The organism is Aquitalea sp. FJL05, assembly GCF_003852595.1.
GTDB classification, from domain to species: Bacteria; Pseudomonadota; Gammaproteobacteria; order Burkholderiales; family Chromobacteriaceae; genus Aquitalea; species Aquitalea aquatilis.
In genome coordinates this window covers 99377-115415 of record NZ_QAJS01000005.1, presented here as the reverse complement: position 1 = coordinate 115415, position 16039 = coordinate 99377, and the positions used below count along the sequence as shown (strand labels likewise).

16 protein-coding genes are annotated in these 16039 nt (G+C 53.5%); 11 read left to right on the top strand and 5 right to left on the bottom strand.

Translation table 11 applies throughout. The features are described from left to right. Positions 1-11 precede the first annotated feature (11 nt). The 5 genes from petA to DBR44_RS03965 all read right to left on the bottom strand — a co-directional run bounded on the left by petA (position 12) and on the right by DBR44_RS03965 (position 4859). The gene (gene petA / locus DBR44_RS03985) at positions 12-596 is read right to left on the bottom strand and encodes a ubiquinol-cytochrome c reductase iron-sulfur subunit (RefSeq protein WP_124642297.1); all 585 of its coding nucleotides are present in this window, start codon (positions 594-596) and stop codon (positions 12-14) included. Between the two features lie 120 nt (positions 597-716). Further along, positions 717-1466 carry a Nif3-like dinuclear metal center hexameric protein gene (locus DBR44_RS03980; protein WP_199730964.1) on the bottom strand — a complete coding sequence of 250 codons (750 nt, stop codon included), beginning with the start codon at positions 1464-1466 and terminating at the stop codon, positions 717-719. Positions 1467-1591: 125 nt separating this feature from the next. Then, complete coding sequence (gene groL, locus DBR44_RS03975; RefSeq protein WP_124642295.1) at positions 1592-3235, bottom strand: chaperonin GroEL; 1644 nt, start codon at positions 3233-3235, stop codon at positions 1592-1594. A 52-nt stretch (positions 3236-3287) separates the two neighbouring features. Further along, positions 3288-3575 carry a co-chaperone GroES gene (gene groES, locus DBR44_RS03970; protein WP_124642293.1) on the bottom strand — a complete coding sequence of 96 codons (288 nt, stop codon included), beginning with the start codon at positions 3573-3575 and terminating at the stop codon, positions 3288-3290. 177 nt (positions 3576-3752) lie between these two features. Further along, positions 3753-4859: a glycosyltransferase gene (locus DBR44_RS03965; protein WP_124642291.1), complete on the bottom strand. Its 1107-nt coding sequence runs from the start codon at positions 4857-4859 to the stop codon at positions 3753-3755. A 206-nt stretch (positions 4860-5065) separates the two neighbouring features. Between DBR44_RS03965 and rfbB the strand changes: the two genes are divergently transcribed. The 11 genes from rfbB to DBR44_RS03910 all read left to right on the top strand — a co-directional run bounded on the left by rfbB (position 5066) and on the right by DBR44_RS03910 (position 16038). Then, positions 5066-6130 carry a dTDP-glucose 4,6-dehydratase gene (gene rfbB / locus DBR44_RS03960; protein WP_124642289.1) on the top strand — a complete coding sequence of 355 codons (1065 nt, stop codon included), beginning with the start codon at positions 5066-5068 and terminating at the stop codon, positions 6128-6130. Further along, positions 6127-7020, top strand: coding sequence for a dTDP-4-dehydrorhamnose reductase (rfbD, locus tag DBR44_RS03955; RefSeq protein WP_124642288.1), 894 nt, complete (start codon positions 6127-6129; stop codon positions 7018-7020). Before rfbB ends, rfbD begins: the two co-directional genes overlap by 4 nt. Before the next feature lie 16 nt (positions 7021-7036). Further along, positions 7037-7906: a glucose-1-phosphate thymidylyltransferase RfbA gene (gene rfbA, locus DBR44_RS03950; RefSeq protein WP_124642286.1), complete on the top strand. Its 870-nt coding sequence runs from the start codon at positions 7037-7039 to the stop codon at positions 7904-7906. A gap of 31 nt (positions 7907-7937) precedes the next feature. Continuing rightward, on the top strand, positions 7938-8468 hold the full coding sequence (gene rfbC, locus DBR44_RS03945) for a dTDP-4-dehydrorhamnose 3,5-epimerase (protein WP_124642284.1): 531 nt from the start codon (positions 7938-7940) through the stop codon (positions 8466-8468). Positions 8469-8555: 87 nt separating this feature from the next. Next, the gene (locus DBR44_RS03940; RefSeq protein WP_124642282.1) at positions 8556-9536 is read left to right on the top strand and encodes an NAD-dependent 4,6-dehydratase LegB; all 981 of its coding nucleotides are present in this window, start codon (positions 8556-8558) and stop codon (positions 9534-9536) included. Between the two features lie 4 nt (positions 9537-9540). Further along, positions 9541-10698, top strand: a complete 1158-nt coding sequence (locus tag DBR44_RS03935) for a LegC family aminotransferase (RefSeq protein WP_124642280.1) — start codon at positions 9541-9543, stop codon at positions 10696-10698. After that, entirely contained in the window at positions 10613-11848 is a 1236-nt protein-coding gene (gene neuC / locus DBR44_RS03930) for a UDP-N-acetylglucosamine 2-epimerase (RefSeq protein WP_233578351.1), read from the top strand. Before DBR44_RS03935 ends, neuC begins: the two co-directional genes overlap by 86 nt. Beyond that, the gene (locus DBR44_RS03925) at positions 11838-12908 is read left to right on the top strand and encodes a DegT/DnrJ/EryC1/StrS aminotransferase family protein (RefSeq protein ID WP_124642278.1); all 1071 of its coding nucleotides are present in this window, start codon (positions 11838-11840) and stop codon (positions 12906-12908) included. Before neuC ends, DBR44_RS03925 begins: the two co-directional genes overlap by 11 nt. Beyond that, positions 12901-13986: an N-acetylneuraminate synthase gene (neuB, locus tag DBR44_RS03920; RefSeq protein WP_124642276.1), complete on the top strand. Its 1086-nt coding sequence runs from the start codon at positions 12901-12903 to the stop codon at positions 13984-13986. The genes DBR44_RS03925 and neuB overlap by 8 nt, the downstream gene beginning before the upstream one ends. A gap of 4 nt (positions 13987-13990) precedes the next feature. Continuing rightward, positions 13991-15037: a nucleotidyltransferase family protein gene (locus DBR44_RS03915; protein ID WP_124642274.1), complete on the top strand. Its 1047-nt coding sequence runs from the start codon at positions 13991-13993 to the stop codon at positions 15035-15037. Between the two features lie 26 nt (positions 15038-15063). Then, positions 15064-16038, top strand: coding sequence for a GNAT family N-acetyltransferase (locus DBR44_RS03910; protein WP_233578350.1), 975 nt, complete (start codon positions 15064-15066; stop codon positions 16036-16038). The last annotated feature ends 1 nt before the right edge of the window (position 16039 follow it).

Sequence of the window (16039 nt, the reverse complement as noted above, 5' to 3'; positions counted from 1 at the left end):
TCCCCCTAAGCTTATTTGTCGTCGCCAATCAGCAGGCGGGTATCGGACAGATACTTATGCGGCGGGATTTCCAGGTTCTTTGGAGCCGGAACACCCTTGAATACGCGGGCAGCCAGGTCGAACTTGGAACCATGACACGGGCAGTAGAAGCCACCCAGCCATTCCGGGCCAAGATCGGCAGGTGCCAGATCAGGACGGAAGGTCGGCGAACAGCCCAGATGGGTACAGATACCCACGGCCACCAGCAGCTCAGGCTTGATGGAGCGGCCTTCGTTCTGGCAGTACTTGGGTTGTTGCTCTACTTCGGACTTGGGGTCCGCCAGCTTGGGGTCGTTCTTGGGCAGGTCAGCAATCTGCTGCTTGGTACGGGACAACAGCCATACCGGTTTGCCGCGCCACTCGACGTTGATCTTCTGGCCCGGCTCCAGCTTGCTGATATCCACCTCAACCGGTGCACCAGCCGCCTTTGCCCGTTCAGACGGGAAGAAACTCATCAGAAACGGCGTTGCCACCCCGGCAACGGCCACACCCCCAACAGCGCTGGTTGCTACCGTCAGAAACCGACGGCGCCCCGTATCGACTTGTTGTTCACTCATTACAGTCATCCTCAAACGTGGAAACCGAGCTCAAACTTCAAACCAGACGATTTTACCTGATTACCAGTAGGGACATGAAGCGCCTATGCAAATAAATTGAGCCCGGTTGGGTAGATTTGTCTAAACCGGATTGAAAAGATCGACAAATTCAACAGTTATGCCGGGTAAATGAGAAACCTTCTCGCCCAGTGCCTGTACGCCGTAGCGCTCTGTTACATGATGTCCGGCCGCAATGAAAGCCACACCATACTCCTCGGCCAAATGGAAACATTGCTCCGAGACCTCGCCCGTGACAAAGGCATCAACCCCGAGCCGGATGGCCTCTTGAAAGAAAGACTGCGCCCCACCGGTACACCAGGCCAGCCGGCGTACTGGCCGCTCGGCCGGCCCCAGCAGCATCGCTTGCCGGCCCAGGCTGACGGAAATTTCCTCAGCCAGTTGCGCTGCAGTCGCGGCAGCCGGCCACCGGCCATGCCATAACAAGCCCTGCTCACCGGTCTGTCCCTCGGCCTGCCAACCCAGCCGTCTGGCCAGGGTGGCGTTATTGCCCAATTCCAGATGCCCGTCCAGCGGCAAGTGATAAGCAATCAGGCTGATGTCATGCTGCAACAGTTTGGCCACTCGCGCACGCTTCATGCCAATCAGCCGGGCGTCTTCACCCTTCCAGAAATAACCATGATGCACCAGAATGGCATCCGCCCGGCGGGCAATCGCCACATCAATCAGTGCTTGTGAGGCGGTCACACCCGTGATGATGTGCCGCACCTCTGCCCTGCCCTCGATTTGCAAACCATTGGGCGCGTAGTCCTGGTAGCGCCATGGCTCCAGCCATTCATCCATGCTGGCAAGCAGCTGCTGTAATTGCATCATGCATCCTTGCGAAATAGGCTGCTGCCTATTGTGCCAGAGAAGTCGGTCGCCCCCACCGTCGCACAGAAAAACAAAAAACCCCGCACACGTGCGGGGTTTTTAGATTCAGCGAGGGCTGAAGCAGCTTACATCATGCCGCCCATGCCACCCATGCCACCCATATCCGGCATGCCGCCAGCAGCCGGCTTGTCTTCCGGCAGTTCTGCGATCATGCAATCGGTAGTCAGCATCAGGCCGGCAACAGAAGCAGCGTGTTGCAGAGCAGAGCGGGTTACCTTGGCCGGATCCAGCACGCCCATTTCCAGCATGTCGCCGTATTCGCCGGTGGCTGCGTTGTAACCGAAGTTACCCTTGCCTTCCAGCACCTTGTTCACCACAACAGACGGCTCGTCGCCAGCGTTCTTGACGATCTGACGCAGCGGGGCTTCGATGGCCTTCAGTACGATCTTCACACCAGCATCCTGATCGACGTTGTCGGTCTTCAGGCTGTCCAGAGTGGAACGGGCACGCAGCAGAGCTACGCCACCACCAGCCACAACGCCTTCTTCTACAGCGGCGCGGGTAGCGTGCAGTGCGTCTTCAACGCGAGCCTTCTTCTCTTTCATTTCCACTTCGGTAGCGGCACCAACCTTGATCACGGCAACACCGCCGGCCAGTTTGGCCACGCGCTCTTGCAGTTTTTCGCGGTCGTAATCAGAAGAAGCTTCTTCGATCTGGCGACGGATCTCACCAACGCGAGCCTGGATGGCCTCAGCCTGACCAGCGCCGTCGATGATGATGGTGTTTTCCTTGCCCACTTCGATACGCTTGGCTTGGCCCAGCATGTCCAGAGTGGCCTTTTCCAGAGTCAGACCCAGTTCTTCGGCAATCACGGTACCGCCGGTCAGGATGGCGATATCCTGCAGCATGGCCTTGCGACGGTCGCCAAAGCCCGGAGCCTTGACTGCAACCACCTTCAGGATGCCACGAATGGTGTTGACCACCAGGGTAGCCAGCGCTTCGCCTTCAACATCTTCAGCGATGATCAGCAGCGGACGGCCGGACTTGGCTACTTGTTCCAGTACCGGCAGCAGGTCGCGGATATTGGAAACCTTCTTGTCGAACAGCAGAACAAACGGATTGTCCAGAGCGGCAATCTGCTTTTCCTGGTTGTTGATGAAGTACGGGGACAGGTAGCCGCGGTCGAACTGCATGCCTTCCACCACATCGAGCTCGTTATTCAGGCTCTTGCCGTCCTCAACGGTGATCACGCCTTCCTTGCCCACTTTTTCCATGGCGGTAGCGATGATTTCACCGATATCGGAATCGGAGTTGGCGGAGATGGAGCCAACCTGAGCGATTTCCTTGGTGGTGGCACACGGCTTGGCGATCTTGGCGATTTCACCAACCAGGGAGATCACCGCCTTGTCGATACCACGCTTCAGATCCATCGGATTCATGCCGGCAGCAACGTACTTCATGCCTTCCTGAACAATAGCCTGAGCCAGTACGGTCGCAGTGGTGGTACCGTCGCCGGCCACGTCGGAAGTCTTGGAAGCCACTTCCTTCACCATCTGTGCGCCCATGTTTTCGAACTTGTCTTTCAGTTCGATTTCCTTGGCAACGGAAACGCCGTCCTTGGTGATGGTCGGCGCGCCAAAGGAGCGGTCCAGCACCACGTTGCGGCCTTTCGGGCCCAGGGTCACCTTGACAGCGTCAGCCAGAATATTGACGCCAATTACCATCTTGGCACGAGCGGAATCACCAAACTTTACGTCTTTTGCAGCCATTCTCAAATCTCCAGAATTCTATAGGGTCGTTTGAAGTCGGTATGGGTCGGAATTACTCGACGATGCCCATTACATCTTCCTCGCGCATCACGAGGACTTCATCACCGTCAACCTTGACGGACTGACCGGAGTACTTGCCGAAAATCACTTTATCGCCAACTTTCAGCTCCAGCGGACGGCGCTCGCCATTGTCCAGAACCTTGCCGTTACCGACAGCCAGCACCTCACCCATGTCGGGCTTTTCAGCGGCGGCACCCGGCAAAACGATGCCGGAAGCAGTCTTTTCTTCAGCCTCAAGGCGCTTGATAACAACACGATCGTGCAGCGGACGAATTGCCATTGATCTCTCCTAAATACAAAGTGGCTGTTGAATGCAATGTGTACTGCCAGGATGGCAGCGCGGGGCAGGCTTTAGCACTCACCCCTGACGAGTGCTAATAATAGGGACGGGGTCGGGATGTTTCAAGAGGGGGGCCGGCAAAAACTTGCCAGCCCCCTGCTAACATCAGCTGAAAGTTCAGCGAGAGGAGTCGTCGCGCCGCAACACCATCCAGCGCGGGGTCTTGAAGCGAACGATCATGCGGTACAGACGAAGATAGACCAGCACAAACAGCAAGGTCAGCAGCATCAGTATCCAGGTGCGATTCCAGAACAGCATGGCCGGCACCACCGAAAAAGAAGCCAGCACCCACAAATATGGTGAGGTCATGCTGTTGCGCTGGGTCAGATGACGGGCCTCTTTCGAGCCGACCATCCACAGCACCATGCGCTTATATATCATTTGATGCAGATGCAAGGCATCTGGATAGCCCACCGCCCGCCCCTGCAAAAACTTACGCCGATAAATGGAAAAAATGGTTTCAAAAACAGGATAGATTACACATAACAAGGGAAACCACGGTGACACGGCTGGATTACGCGCCACCAGCAGTACAGAAAGTTCAGCGATCATGAAGCCAATCAGATAAGCACCGCCATCCCCGGCAAAAATCAACCCACGTGGAAAATTCCAGAATAAAAAGCCCAGAATGGCTCCTACCATGGCAAAACACACGCTCATCAACACAATGTCTTGCACCTTGAAGCAGACATAGGCGATGGCGAGAAAAATGAACACTGCCACCACACCCGATAGCCCGTTATAGCCGTCGATGATGTTAACAGCATGAGCCACTCCACCCACCGCCACCATGGTGAGCAGCAATGACAACCACCAGTAATGGGTCAGCAAGCTATCCACCAGCGGAATATCCAACCTTAGCAAGCCGGCACCTAGCAGAAAATAACCCAACGCAGCCGCGATGAAAGTTGCCAAAAGGCGTGGCAATGGTCCTATTTTCTTAGTCAGATCTTCGATAAATCCTGCTGTAAAAGCAGGAAAAGCAGACAGCAACAGCAACAAGACCCAAGCCGTTGTATTCAAAAAACCTGACAACGCGCACCCGGCCACCAATCCAAGCATGATGGGCAAGCCACCGATGCGCGGCACAGGGGTAGCATGAAATTTCTGCACGCCACTGACATCGTGATCCGTCGAAAAATGCGCGTGCAAGTGGTTATAACGAATCAGAAGCAGTCCCATCACAAATGAGACTACCAATGCAAGCAAGAGAATCTGCAACATATTGAGTAATGGCCTGCGTGGGCATTGAAATTTAAAATTGTCCGCTCACATCCCAACTCTGAAATGAGAACAGAAAGGCTGCCTGATTTTGCCTTATAATATTCGACACTCCCCAACCCAGCTAATTAAATCGGTTGGTTGGTAGGCATACACTTTAACATGCCAGCAATCAGAGCAGAAATTACTCACCTATTTGGAATCGTCCAATGATTTTGGTTACTGGCGGTGCCGGCTTCATCGGAGCCAACTTTGTTCTCGACTGGCTCGGCCACCACACAGAACCAGTCATCAACCTTGACAAGCTGACTTACGCCGGCAACCTACAAAACCTATCCAGCCTGGAAAACGACCCACGTCACCTGTTCCTCCATGGCGATATCGGCGATAGGGAACTAGTCAGCCGTCTGCTGCAAGAGCATAAGGTCCGCGCCGTTATCAACTTCGCGGCGGAAAGCCATGTCGATCGTTCCATCCACGGCCCAGGTGACTTCATCCAGACCAATGTCGTGGGCACCTTCAACCTGCTGGAGGCAGTACGGGCTTACTGGGGCGCACTGGAAGGCGAAGCCAAGGCAGCTTTCCGCTTCCTGCACGTATCCACTGACGAGGTGTACGGTACGCTGTCAGATAGCGATGCCCCGTTCAGCGAAACCAACCGCTACGAACCCAACAGCCCCTACTCCGCCAGCAAGGCTGCATCGGACCACCTGGTACGCGCCTGGCACCACACTTACGGCCTGCCAGTACTCACCACCAACTGCAGCAACAACTACGGCCCTTATCACTTCCCGGAAAAACTGATTCCGCTAGTCATCCTGAATGCCCTAGCCGGCAAACCGCTGCCGATTTATGGTGACGGCCAGCAGATCCGCGACTGGCTGTATGTCAAAGACCACTGCGGCGCCATCCGCACCGTACTAGCCCATGGCCGCCTGGGTGAAACCTATAATGTTGGCGGCTGGAATGAAAAAGCCAATCTGGATGTAGTCAACAGCATCTGCAGCATTCTGGATGAACTGCGGCCCAAAACAGATGGCCGTGGCTACGCCGCGCAAATCACCTACGTCCAGGATCGTCCCGGCCATGATCGTCGCTACGCTATCGACGCGCGTAAGCTGGAACAGGAGCTGGGCTGGAAACCGGCGGAAACGTTTGAAAGCGGCATCCGCAAAACCGTACAGTGGTATCTGGACAACCAAGACTGGGTCGGCAATGTCACCAGCGGCAACTATCGCCAATGGCTGGAACAACATTACGGGAACAAGGCATGAGCCGCATCCTGATTACCGGCAGCAACGGCCAAGTCGGCTTCGAGCTACAACGCTCTCTGGCCATGCTGGGCGAGTGCATCTGCCTGAACCGCCAGCAGCTGGATCTGGCTAATACCGCACAGATTGCCAGCGTGCTGGATCACTACCAGCCGAACATCATCGTCAACCCGGCTGCCTATACCGCTGTGGACAAAGCCGAAAGCGAGACTGATCTGGCGCACCGCATCAATACCGCGGCCCCGGCGGCCATGGCAGAGTGGGCAGCGCAACACCATGCCCTGCTGCTGCACTATTCCACCGACTATGTATTTGATGGCAACAAGGTCGATAGCTATAAGGAAGACGATGCGACCAACCCACAGTCGGTCTATGGCTTGAGCAAATGGCAGGGCGAACAGGCCATCCGCGCCAGTGCAGCAAACCACATCATCCTGCGCACCAGCTGGGTGGTCGGTGCGCATGGCAATAACTTCCTTAAGACCATCATGCGCCTGGCTCACGAGCGGGACAGCCTGAATGTGGTGGCCGATCAGATTGGTGCCCCCACCCCTGCTGCCCTGATCGCCGACGTCAGCGCCCACATCATCAAACAGTGGCAAGGCCAACAAGACAGCACCTTACTCGGCACCTACCACCTCAGCAGCAATGGCAACACCAGTTGGCATGGCTATGCCCAATACCTGCTGACACTGGCAGAGCGTTATGGCCTGACACTACAACTTCAGCCAGAAAACCTGCATGACATTTCGTCTTCAGCCTACCCCACGCCCGCAAAGCGCCCCAGCAACTCCAGGCTGAATTGCAGTAAAATCGAACAAAATTTTGGCTTAGCAATGCCAACATGGCAGAGCGGCGTGGAACACGTGTTCCAGCAAATCTTCAATTCTTGATGCAGGACACATGCAGATGAAACGTAAAGGCATCATTCTGGCCGGGGGGAGTGGCACACGGCTGTACCCCGCCACGCTGGCAGTCAGCAAGCAACTGCTCCCCATCTACGACAAGCCAATGATCTACTACCCTCTCAGCACACTGATGCTAGCCGGTATTCGCGACATCCTGATCATATCCACACCACAAGACACCCCGCGCTTCGAGCAGTTGCTGGGCGATGGTAGCCAGTGGGGCATCAGCCTGCAGTACGCAGTACAACCCAGTCCGGATGGCCTCGCACAGGCCTTCATTATTGGCGAAGCATTCTTGGCTGGTGCGCCATCAGCTTTAGTACTGGGCGACAATATCTTCCACGGCCATGACTTCCCCAAACTGCTGAAAGCAGCCAACGCCAAAGAGCAAGGTGCCAGCGTGTTTGCCTACCATGTGCAAGACCCGGAGCGCTACGGCGTGGTGGAATTCGACCCCCAGGGCAAAGCTTTGTCCATTGAAGAAAAACCGGTCGTACCGAAATCCAACTATGCCGTCACCGGCCTGTACTTCTACGACAATCAGGTTGTCGACATTGCCAAGTCCATCCGTCCCTCGCCGCGCGGCGAGCTGGAAATCACCGATGTCAACAATCGCTACTTACAGCAAGGCCAACTTGATGTACAGACGATGGGGCGTGGCTACGCTTGGCTGGACACTGGCACCCATGAATCCATGCTAGAAGCCAGCCAGTTTATTGCTACCGTAGAAAACCGCCAGGGCCTGAAAGTAGCCTGCCTGGAAGAGATTGCCTATACCCAAAAATGGATCAACGCCGAACAACTGAATACCTTGGCGCAGCCATTGAAAAAGAATGGTTACGGTCAATATATTCTCAGTCTTATCAAATAAAAAGACTCACAACTATTACCGGGCCAGCGAAATGAAAATTGTTGACACCGAAATTCCTGACATAAAAATAATCGAACCGACCATATTCGGCGACGAACGCGGCTTTTTCTACGAAAGCTACAATCAAGACGTATTCAACGCATTGACAGGGCAAGAAATCGACTTCGTACAGGACAATCACAGCCGCTCCGGCAAAGACGTTTTGCGGGGACTGCACTTTCAGCATGCCCCCTATGCACAGGCCAAACTAGTGAGATGTTCAGTTGGCGAGATTTTTGATGTTGCCGTAGACATCCGCCCGGCATCACCGACACGTGGAAAATGGTTAGGCGTATACCTGTCTGCAGAAAACAAGAAACAACTATGGATACCCGAAGGTTTTGCTCATGGATTCCTAGTTGTCAGTAGTTTTGCTGAAGTCCAGTACAAAACCAACAATTACTACCACCCGCCAAGCGAAGGGAGCCTGATGTGGAATGACCCGACACTGGTCATTGACTGGCCATTGGCAGGCCATCCTATCCTGTCGGAGAAAGATAGCAAAGCCCCCCCGTTCAAGTAGGCAATACCCGTAGCATTTACGGCCTCAGCTTGATTGAAGCTTGCACGTAACCCTTTCATATTTTTAATATATTTTTTAATGAATAAAATGCAAACAGTTCTCGTCACCGGCGCAGATGGTTTTATTGGCTCCCACCTAACTGAGCTTCTTGTTCGCGAAGGCTACAAGGTAAAAGCCCTTTCACAGTACAACTCTTTCAATTACTGGGGTTGGCTGGAAGATATTGACTGCCTATCTGAAATAGAAGTTCTGAATGGAGATATTCGAGATCCACATTACTGCAAGCACATCACTAAAAATGTAGATATCGTTTTCCACCTAGCCGCTCTGATTGCCATTCCGTATTCCTATCTGGCCCCTGACAGCTACGTTGATACCAACGTAAAAGGAACTCTGAATATTTGCCAGGCTGCACTCGAAAATGGCGTTGGCCGCATCATTCACACTTCGACAAGCGAAGTGTATGGCACAGCTCTCTATGTGCCGATTGATGAAAAACATCCGTTGCAACCCCAGTCACCATATAGCGCTTCCAAAATTGGCGCAGATGCCATGGCCATGAGCTTTTTCAATGCATTTGACTTGCCGCTGACCATCGCCCGCCCGTTCAACACATACGGCCCTCGCCAATCAGCCCGCGCCGTGATTCCGACCATCATTGGCCAGATTGCCAATGGCAAAAAGCAAATCAAACTTGGCGATGTTACGCCGACTCGTGATTTCAATTATGTTGCCGACACCTGCGCAGGCTTTCTTGCTCTGGCACGCTGTGACAAGGCTATTGGTGAAACCATCAATATTGGCTCCAACTTTGAAATATCGGTTGGCGACACCTTGAATCTCATCAAGGAAATCATGAACAATGATGTGGAATTCCTGACTGACGAACTACGCCTGCGCCCGGAAAAGTCCGAAGTGTTCCGCCTGTGGTGTGACAATACCAAAATCCAGCAACTGACTGGATTCAAGCCCGAACACGATATCCGCTCTGGCCTGACGAAAACGATTGAGTGGTTTACCAATCCACAAAATCTCTCCAAGTACAAATCTGACATTTACAACGTGTGATGCCATGAGCTTTGAAAACCTGATTGGCTTTATCCGCGAACAATTCCAGACAAACGAGTTCATTCCACTGCATGCGCCGGTTTTCAAAGGCAATGAGAAACGCTATGTAGCAGAAACCATTGACTCTACGTTTGTCTCCAGTGTCGGCCCCTTTGTTGACCGTTTTGAAAATGACATGGCCAGCTATACGGGCAGTCCGAGAGCTGTTGCTACCGTAAATGGAACGGCGGCACTGCATATCGCGCTGAAGCTGGCAGGCGTGGCAGAAGGCCATCTGGTACTGACACAGCCGCTCAGCTTCATTGCCACCTGCAATGCCATCAGCTATTGCCACGCCACACCGGTTTTCATCGATGTCAGCCTGGTCAACCTGGGGCTGTGTCCGGTGGCGCTGGAAGCGTGGCTGACCGAACACGCCAGGATCGACGACGACGGAGTCTGCCGTTCCAAAGCGGAAAACAAAATCATCAGTGCCTGCGTCCCGATGCACACCTTTGGCCATCCTGCTGACATTGATGGACTGCTTGACGTATGCCAGCGCTGGCATATTGCACTCGTTGAAGATGCCGCCGAGTCACTTGGCAGCTTCTACAAAGGAAAACATACCGGCACATACGGGCTGGTCGGTGCCATAAGCTTCAATGGCAACAAGATCATGACTACCGGCGGCGGCGGCATGATTCTGACCAATCAGGCACTGGGTCAGAAAGCAAAGCACCTGACCACAACGGCCAAAGTCCCCCATCCGTATGAATATGTGCACGATGAGGTTGGCTACAATTACCGCTTGCCCAATATCAATGCTGCTCTGGGTTGTGCCCAACTGGAACAGATTGAGACGTTTATTGCGGCAAAACGTCAATTGGCAGATCGGTATGATGCCGTCCTATCGGGCAGCAACCTGCGCTTTGTGAAAGAAGGCGAGCATTGCCGTGCCAATTACTGGCTTAATGCCGTGATTTGCGAAAACCGTCAGGAGCGCGATGCCTTGCTGAAAACCAGCAATGAACAAGGGGTGATGACGCGCCCGGTATGGGAGCTGATGAGTAATCTGCCCCTGTACCAGCATTGCCTGCATGGCCAGCTTGAAAATGCGCAATGGCTGGCTGATCGCATTGTCAACCTTCCCAGCAGCGTCCCGGAATCCTTTCATGAGCAATAGAAAGATCTGCATTGTTACTGGCAGCCGGGCCGAATACGGATTGTTACGGTGGCTGGCAACTGACTTGCGGGCAGACCCCGACGTCCACTTGCAGTTTCTGGTCACCGGCATGCACCTGGCGCATGAGTATGGATTCACTATCAAGGAAATCCATGCTGATGGCTTTCACGTGGATGAAACCATCGAATCCCAATTGGCTAGTGACTCCAATATCGGCATGGTGAAGTCCATGGGCTTGGGCATGATCGGCTGTGCCGATGCCTTTCGTCGCCTGCAGCCGGATGTTGTGGTGTTACTGGGGGATCGCTACGAGATTCTTGCAGCAGCACAAGCCTCCGCTTTGATGGGCATACCTGTTGCACACATATCAGGCGGGGAAGTCACCGAAGGTGCGGTGGATGACTGGATTCGTCACGCCATTACCAAATGTGCCTGGTGGCACTTTGCCGCTACCGAACAATACTGCCAGCGCATCATCCAGCTAGGCGAAACCCCTGACAGGGTATTCAATACCGGTGATCCGGGTCTTGATTCGATATCCCGCCTGTCGTTGCTCACCAGGGAACAACTCGAAGCCGAGATTGGGCTGAGCCTGCAAGATCCCTTGTTCATGGTGACCTACCATCCGGCCACGCTGGGTGACGAGTCCCCGGCCCTGTCTTTTGGCAAGGTTCTCAATGCGCTGGATCGCTTCCCGCAAGCTACCGTCATCATGACCAAGCCCAATGCCGATGCCGGCGGAAGAGAACTGGCAGACATGGCTGAACGCTGGGTACAAAAAAACCAGCATCGAGCCCGCTGCTTTGTCTCAATGGGACAATTGCGCTACCTCAGCACCATGCGTCTGGCCAATGTCGTGATCGGTAACTCATCCAGCGGTATTGTGGAAGCGCCGGCAGCCAAGGTAGCCACCGTCAATATTGGCCCACGCCAGGATGGCCGTCTGAAGGCAAGCTCCATCATGGATTGCCCGGACGACGAATCTGCCATCGTAGCAACGATTAACCTGGCCCTGTCGGAAACAACGCGGGCGGCACTGCCAGCAACCGTATCCTTATATGGAGAATGTGGCGCATCGGAAAGAATGAAACACTTACTGACCAGCCTGCCGCTACCAGCCAGGATCAAGAAGAAGTTTCATGACATCTGAACGCACAATTGGCGGTGAGATGGAAATCACCTTCGCCATGCTGGCCGAAGGTGATGATCCATTGGTCTGGCCTGATTTCGGCAAGCCCCATCACATACGTTGCGATACTGGTCGCTCAGCGTTGAAACTGGCACTACAAGACTGGAAAAGCAGAACGGGCAGCAACAGCAAGACCGTCTGGATTCCTTACTATCTTTGCCATAGCGTGCTGAATGCGATCTGCCAATCCGACTGCGAAGTAAAGTTCTATGACGACTATCCCGGCCAGCACGCATGGGAAAAACCTCCTGCGCCCCGTGCTGACGATCTACTGTTGATCGTGCACTACTTTGGCTTGCGCAATCAGGCCGCCCTGGACTGGCTGGCGGCCAGGCAGACCAGAGCTTTCTACGTACTGGAAGATTGCGTGCAAGCACCTTATACCCATGGCATAGGGCAAATGGGAGACTACACCATCACCAGCTTGCGCAAATGGTGGCCCACGCCGGATGGCGCCACGATGGCAAGCAACAAGCCATTGCCGGCTACAAAACTGGAATGCAGCAACGAGACTTTTGTCTCACAACGCGCCATGGCCAAAATGGTACGTGCGCAAGCTCACGACCAAGCGCAATACCTGCGATGGGTTGAAAACTCGGAATCCTGCCTTGAGGATGCACCACCACGTCACCCATCATGGTTATCATGCAGGCTCATGGCCAATGCCGACCCAGCGACAGCCTCCAGCAGACGCAGGCAGAACTGGCAGTTGCTGGCGACTGCGCTGGACAGCATTGCGACAGTAACGCCGGTGTACAGCGATCTAGGTGAAGGAGAAGTACCACTGGCTTTTCCTATCACGGTTTCAGTTACAGTCAGGTCGGCACTGCGTAATTACCTGCGTGAAAACAGGGTATTTTGTCCGGTTCACTGGCCTTTGCATCATCAGGTACCAGAGAAAGCACAAAATCTGTCCAGCACACTGCTTTCCATACCCATTGACCAACGATATGACGTATCAGACATGCAGCACATTGCACATCTGATCAACAAGTTTTTCCAAAGGATTACAAGTGAATAACGTATTTATTATTGCGGAAGCCGGTGTAAACCATAATGGGTCTCTGGACATGGCACTGCGACTGATCGACGCAGCAAAAGAAGCCGGCGCCGATGCTGTCAAGTTCCAGACCTTCAAATCGGAAGCCGTCATCAGCCTTGACGCGCCCAAGGCCGAATATCAAAAAACAACGACGGGCACCAGTGAAAGCCAACTGGACATGGTTCGCAAGCTCGAACTGTCGGCACAAGACCATGAAAAACTATTGCAGTATTGCAAAGATAAAGACATCCTGTTTCTCTCAACACCATTCGATGAACAGAGCGCAGACCTGCTGGTACACCAACTGAAAGTACCGCAGTTGAAAGTACCCTCTGGCGAACTGACCAACGCCCCATTCCTGCTGAAAATTGCCAGCTATGGCCTACCGGTTATCGTGTCCTCAGGCATGAGTACTCTGGGAGAAATTGAGCTGGCACTGGGTGTGTTGGCGTTTGGATTCCTCAAGCTGCAGCACAAGCCGGATGAAAATGCCTTCCGCGACGCTTTTGCCAGCGATGCTGGCCAGGCCATCCTGAAAGAAAAGATCACGCTACTGCAGTGCACTACCGAATACCCGGCAGCATTTTCACAGGTCAACCTCAAGGTCATGGACACACTGCAGGCAGCTTTTGAGTTGCCGATAGGCCTGTCCGACCATACACCAGGCTACGCCATCCCGCTGGCCGCCGTTGCGCGGGGTGCCGTGCTGATCGAAAAGCATTTCACGCTTGATCGCAACCTGCCCGGCCCCGATCACATGGCCTCGCTGGAACCCCATGAACTCAAAGCCATGGTTGAGGGAATCCGCCAGGTATCCGTAGCCATCGGCTCAGGCTGCAAACGACCAGCCCAGGACGAAATTGGCAATCGCACCATTGCCCGCCGCAGTCTAGTTGCCAAACAAGCCATGAAAAAAGGCGAAATCTGGAACGAAAACAATCTGGCCTGCAAACGTCCAGGCGATGGTGTATCACCGTATCGCTACTGGGACTTCATTGGCCAGCCGGCAAACCGCGATTACCGCATCGATGAAAAGCTGGATGCCAGACAGGAGTAACAACATGGTCACTGACTGGAAAAAGATTCTGCTCCCACCGCATGTCAATGCAGAAAAGGCATTGCAAGTGCTTGATGAGGGTGGACTGCGCCTGGTCATGGTTGTTGATGACACGTTAAAATTACTGGGAACCCTAACCGATGGCGACATTCGTCGTGCCCTGCTGCGCCATGTCGACATCAGCAAGTCCAGCGTAGCAGACATCATGCACAGCACGCCTCGCACGGCTTTCGTCGGCAGCAGTCGTGAGCAGATTCGCCGCCAAATGGAAATGCACTCCTTGCTGCACATCCCACTGATCGATAGCGAGGGGACGCTGCAAGGACTGGAAATCTATCAGGAACCCACTGCGCAAAGACTACGGGATAACTGGGTATTCCTGATGGCAGGCGGCTTTGGCAAACGGCTCAAACCACTAACGGACCACTGCCCAAAGCCGATGCTGCAAGTAGGTGGCAAGCCGATGCTGCAGACGATTCTGGAAGGATTCATCGCCGCAGGTTTCCATCGATTCTGCATTTCCGTGCACTACTTGCCAGAAACAATCAAAAACCATTTTGGCGATGGCAGCAAATGGGACGTCACCATTGTGTATGTGGAAGAAGATCAGCCGCTTGGCACCGGGGGGGCACTGGGTCTGCTACCAGATACCGGCTCACTGCCGGTTATCATGATGAATGGCGACATTCTGACCAAGCTTGATTTCAATGCCTTACTGGACTTTCACGAATCACAGCAAGCTGAATTGACGCTGTGCGTACGCGAATATGACATGCAGGTTCCGTTTGGCGTGGTTGAAGGCAATGGCTCTACGGTATTGGGCATTACAGAAAAACCACAACACCGTTTCTTTGTTAACGCCGGTATCTATGTCGTCACACAAGCAGCCATCGCCAGGACTATCCCGGCCAGACGCGTTGACATGCCGGACCTGATCAAGGAAATCATTGCCGACCAACGTCAGGTTTCCATGTTCCCGATCCGGGAGTACTGGCTGGATATTGGCCGACCAGAAGATTTCGATACTGCGCAGCAGAGCATACATAATTGATCCGAATTCTCAATCTGGATGAGGCAATGCAATGGTATGAGTCATTGCCCATCCAACAACGCATTGCGACAACCTCTCCATACTACGTATTTGCAGATGCTCAGCGTGATCAGCAACTGCAACCGTGTTTTGTCGGCTATCAGGAAGATGGACATATCTGGCTGCATGGTTTTCATCTGTCATCCGTAGCAGAATTTGACATAGTGGATTGTCAGGCACCCTATGGCTATGGCTGCCTGAATAGCAATTGCAGTGAAGAAGGCTTTATCCAGCGCGCCTGGTCAGCCTATCGGGCCTTGGCCAGCACAAACGGCTGGCTTGCTGAGTTTACCCGCCTGCATCCGATGGATCGCATGCCGCAGCTATTTCAGTCCGCACAAATTGCTGACAGGCAAACAATAGCCATCAACACCAGTAAAGATATCGATATCCCTTCCAATTACAGTACGCGCTGTCGTACTGCTGTCAGGAAGGCAATCAAGAACGGTGTAAGCAGTAGACTGGGCACTGCAGACGAAATCAGGAGAATATTCCCAGCCTTCTACCGGGAAGGCATGCAGCAGATTGGTGCCGATACGTTCTATCTATTCAATGACGCGTATTTCGAGGCTTTCGCCAATTGGGGAAAAGCAGAGTTAGTCATTTGCGAAAAAGATGAGCAATGGTTATCTGCTGGCCTTTTCCTCAGCGATGGCGAGATCATGGAGTATCACCTTTCGGCGACATCACCAGCGGGGCGAACAATGGGCGCAACCAATCTGCTGCTGGATTCAGCAGCACACATCGCGCAACAGGAAAATCTGAAATGGTTATATCTTGGAGGTGGCACCAATAACGATAAAGAAAATCCGCTCTACTTTTTCAAAAAAGGGTTTTCCGAACAAGAGTTCACCTTCAAAATCGGCTTTGTAGCTTTTGATGTAGAGCGCTATGCGCGGCTTAAACAGAGATTTACGCAAGCAGGCAAACTCACCAATAGATTTTTGTTCTACCGAAACTGAA

Excerpts from the sequence above, each read along its gene's own strand:
- petA (WP_124642297.1), bottom strand. The coding sequence starts at position 596 with ATGAGTGAACAACAAGTCGATACGGGGCGCCGTCGGTTTCTGACGGTA.
- DBR44_RS03980 (WP_199730964.1), bottom strand. The coding sequence starts at position 1,466 with ATGATGCAATTACAGCAGCTGCTTGCCAGCATGGATGAATGGCTGGAG.
- groL (WP_124642295.1), bottom strand. The coding sequence starts at position 3,235 with ATGGCTGCAAAAGACGTAAAGTTTGGTGATTCCGCTCGTGCCAAGATG.
- groES (WP_124642293.1), bottom strand. The coding sequence starts at position 3,575 with ATGGCAATTCGTCCGCTGCACGATCGTGTTGTTATCAAGCGCCTTGAG.
- DBR44_RS03965 (WP_124642291.1), bottom strand. The coding sequence starts at position 4,859 with ATGTTGCAGATTCTCTTGCTTGCATTGGTAGTCTCATTTGTGATGGGA.
- rfbB (WP_124642289.1), top strand. The coding sequence starts at position 5,066 with ATGATTTTGGTTACTGGCGGTGCCGGCTTCATCGGAGCCAACTTTGTT.
- rfbD (WP_124642288.1), top strand. The coding sequence starts at position 6,127 with ATGAGCCGCATCCTGATTACCGGCAGCAACGGCCAAGTCGGCTTCGAG.
- rfbA (WP_124642286.1), top strand. The coding sequence starts at position 7,037 with ATGAAACGTAAAGGCATCATTCTGGCCGGGGGGAGTGGCACACGGCTG.
- rfbC (WP_124642284.1), top strand. The coding sequence starts at position 7,938 with ATGAAAATTGTTGACACCGAAATTCCTGACATAAAAATAATCGAACCG.
- DBR44_RS03940 (WP_124642282.1), top strand. The coding sequence starts at position 8,556 with ATGCAAACAGTTCTCGTCACCGGCGCAGATGGTTTTATTGGCTCCCAC.
- DBR44_RS03935 (WP_124642280.1), top strand. The coding sequence starts at position 9,541 with ATGAGCTTTGAAAACCTGATTGGCTTTATCCGCGAACAATTCCAGACA.
- neuC (WP_233578351.1), top strand. The coding sequence starts at position 10,613 with ATGGCCAGCTTGAAAATGCGCAATGGCTGGCTGATCGCATTGTCAACC.
- DBR44_RS03925 (WP_124642278.1), top strand. The coding sequence starts at position 11,838 with ATGACATCTGAACGCACAATTGGCGGTGAGATGGAAATCACCTTCGCC.
- DBR44_RS03915 (WP_124642274.1), top strand. The coding sequence starts at position 13,991 with ATGGTCACTGACTGGAAAAAGATTCTGCTCCCACCGCATGTCAATGCA.
- DBR44_RS03910 (WP_233578350.1), top strand. The coding sequence starts at position 15,064 with ATGCAATGGTATGAGTCATTGCCCATCCAACAACGCATTGCGACAACC.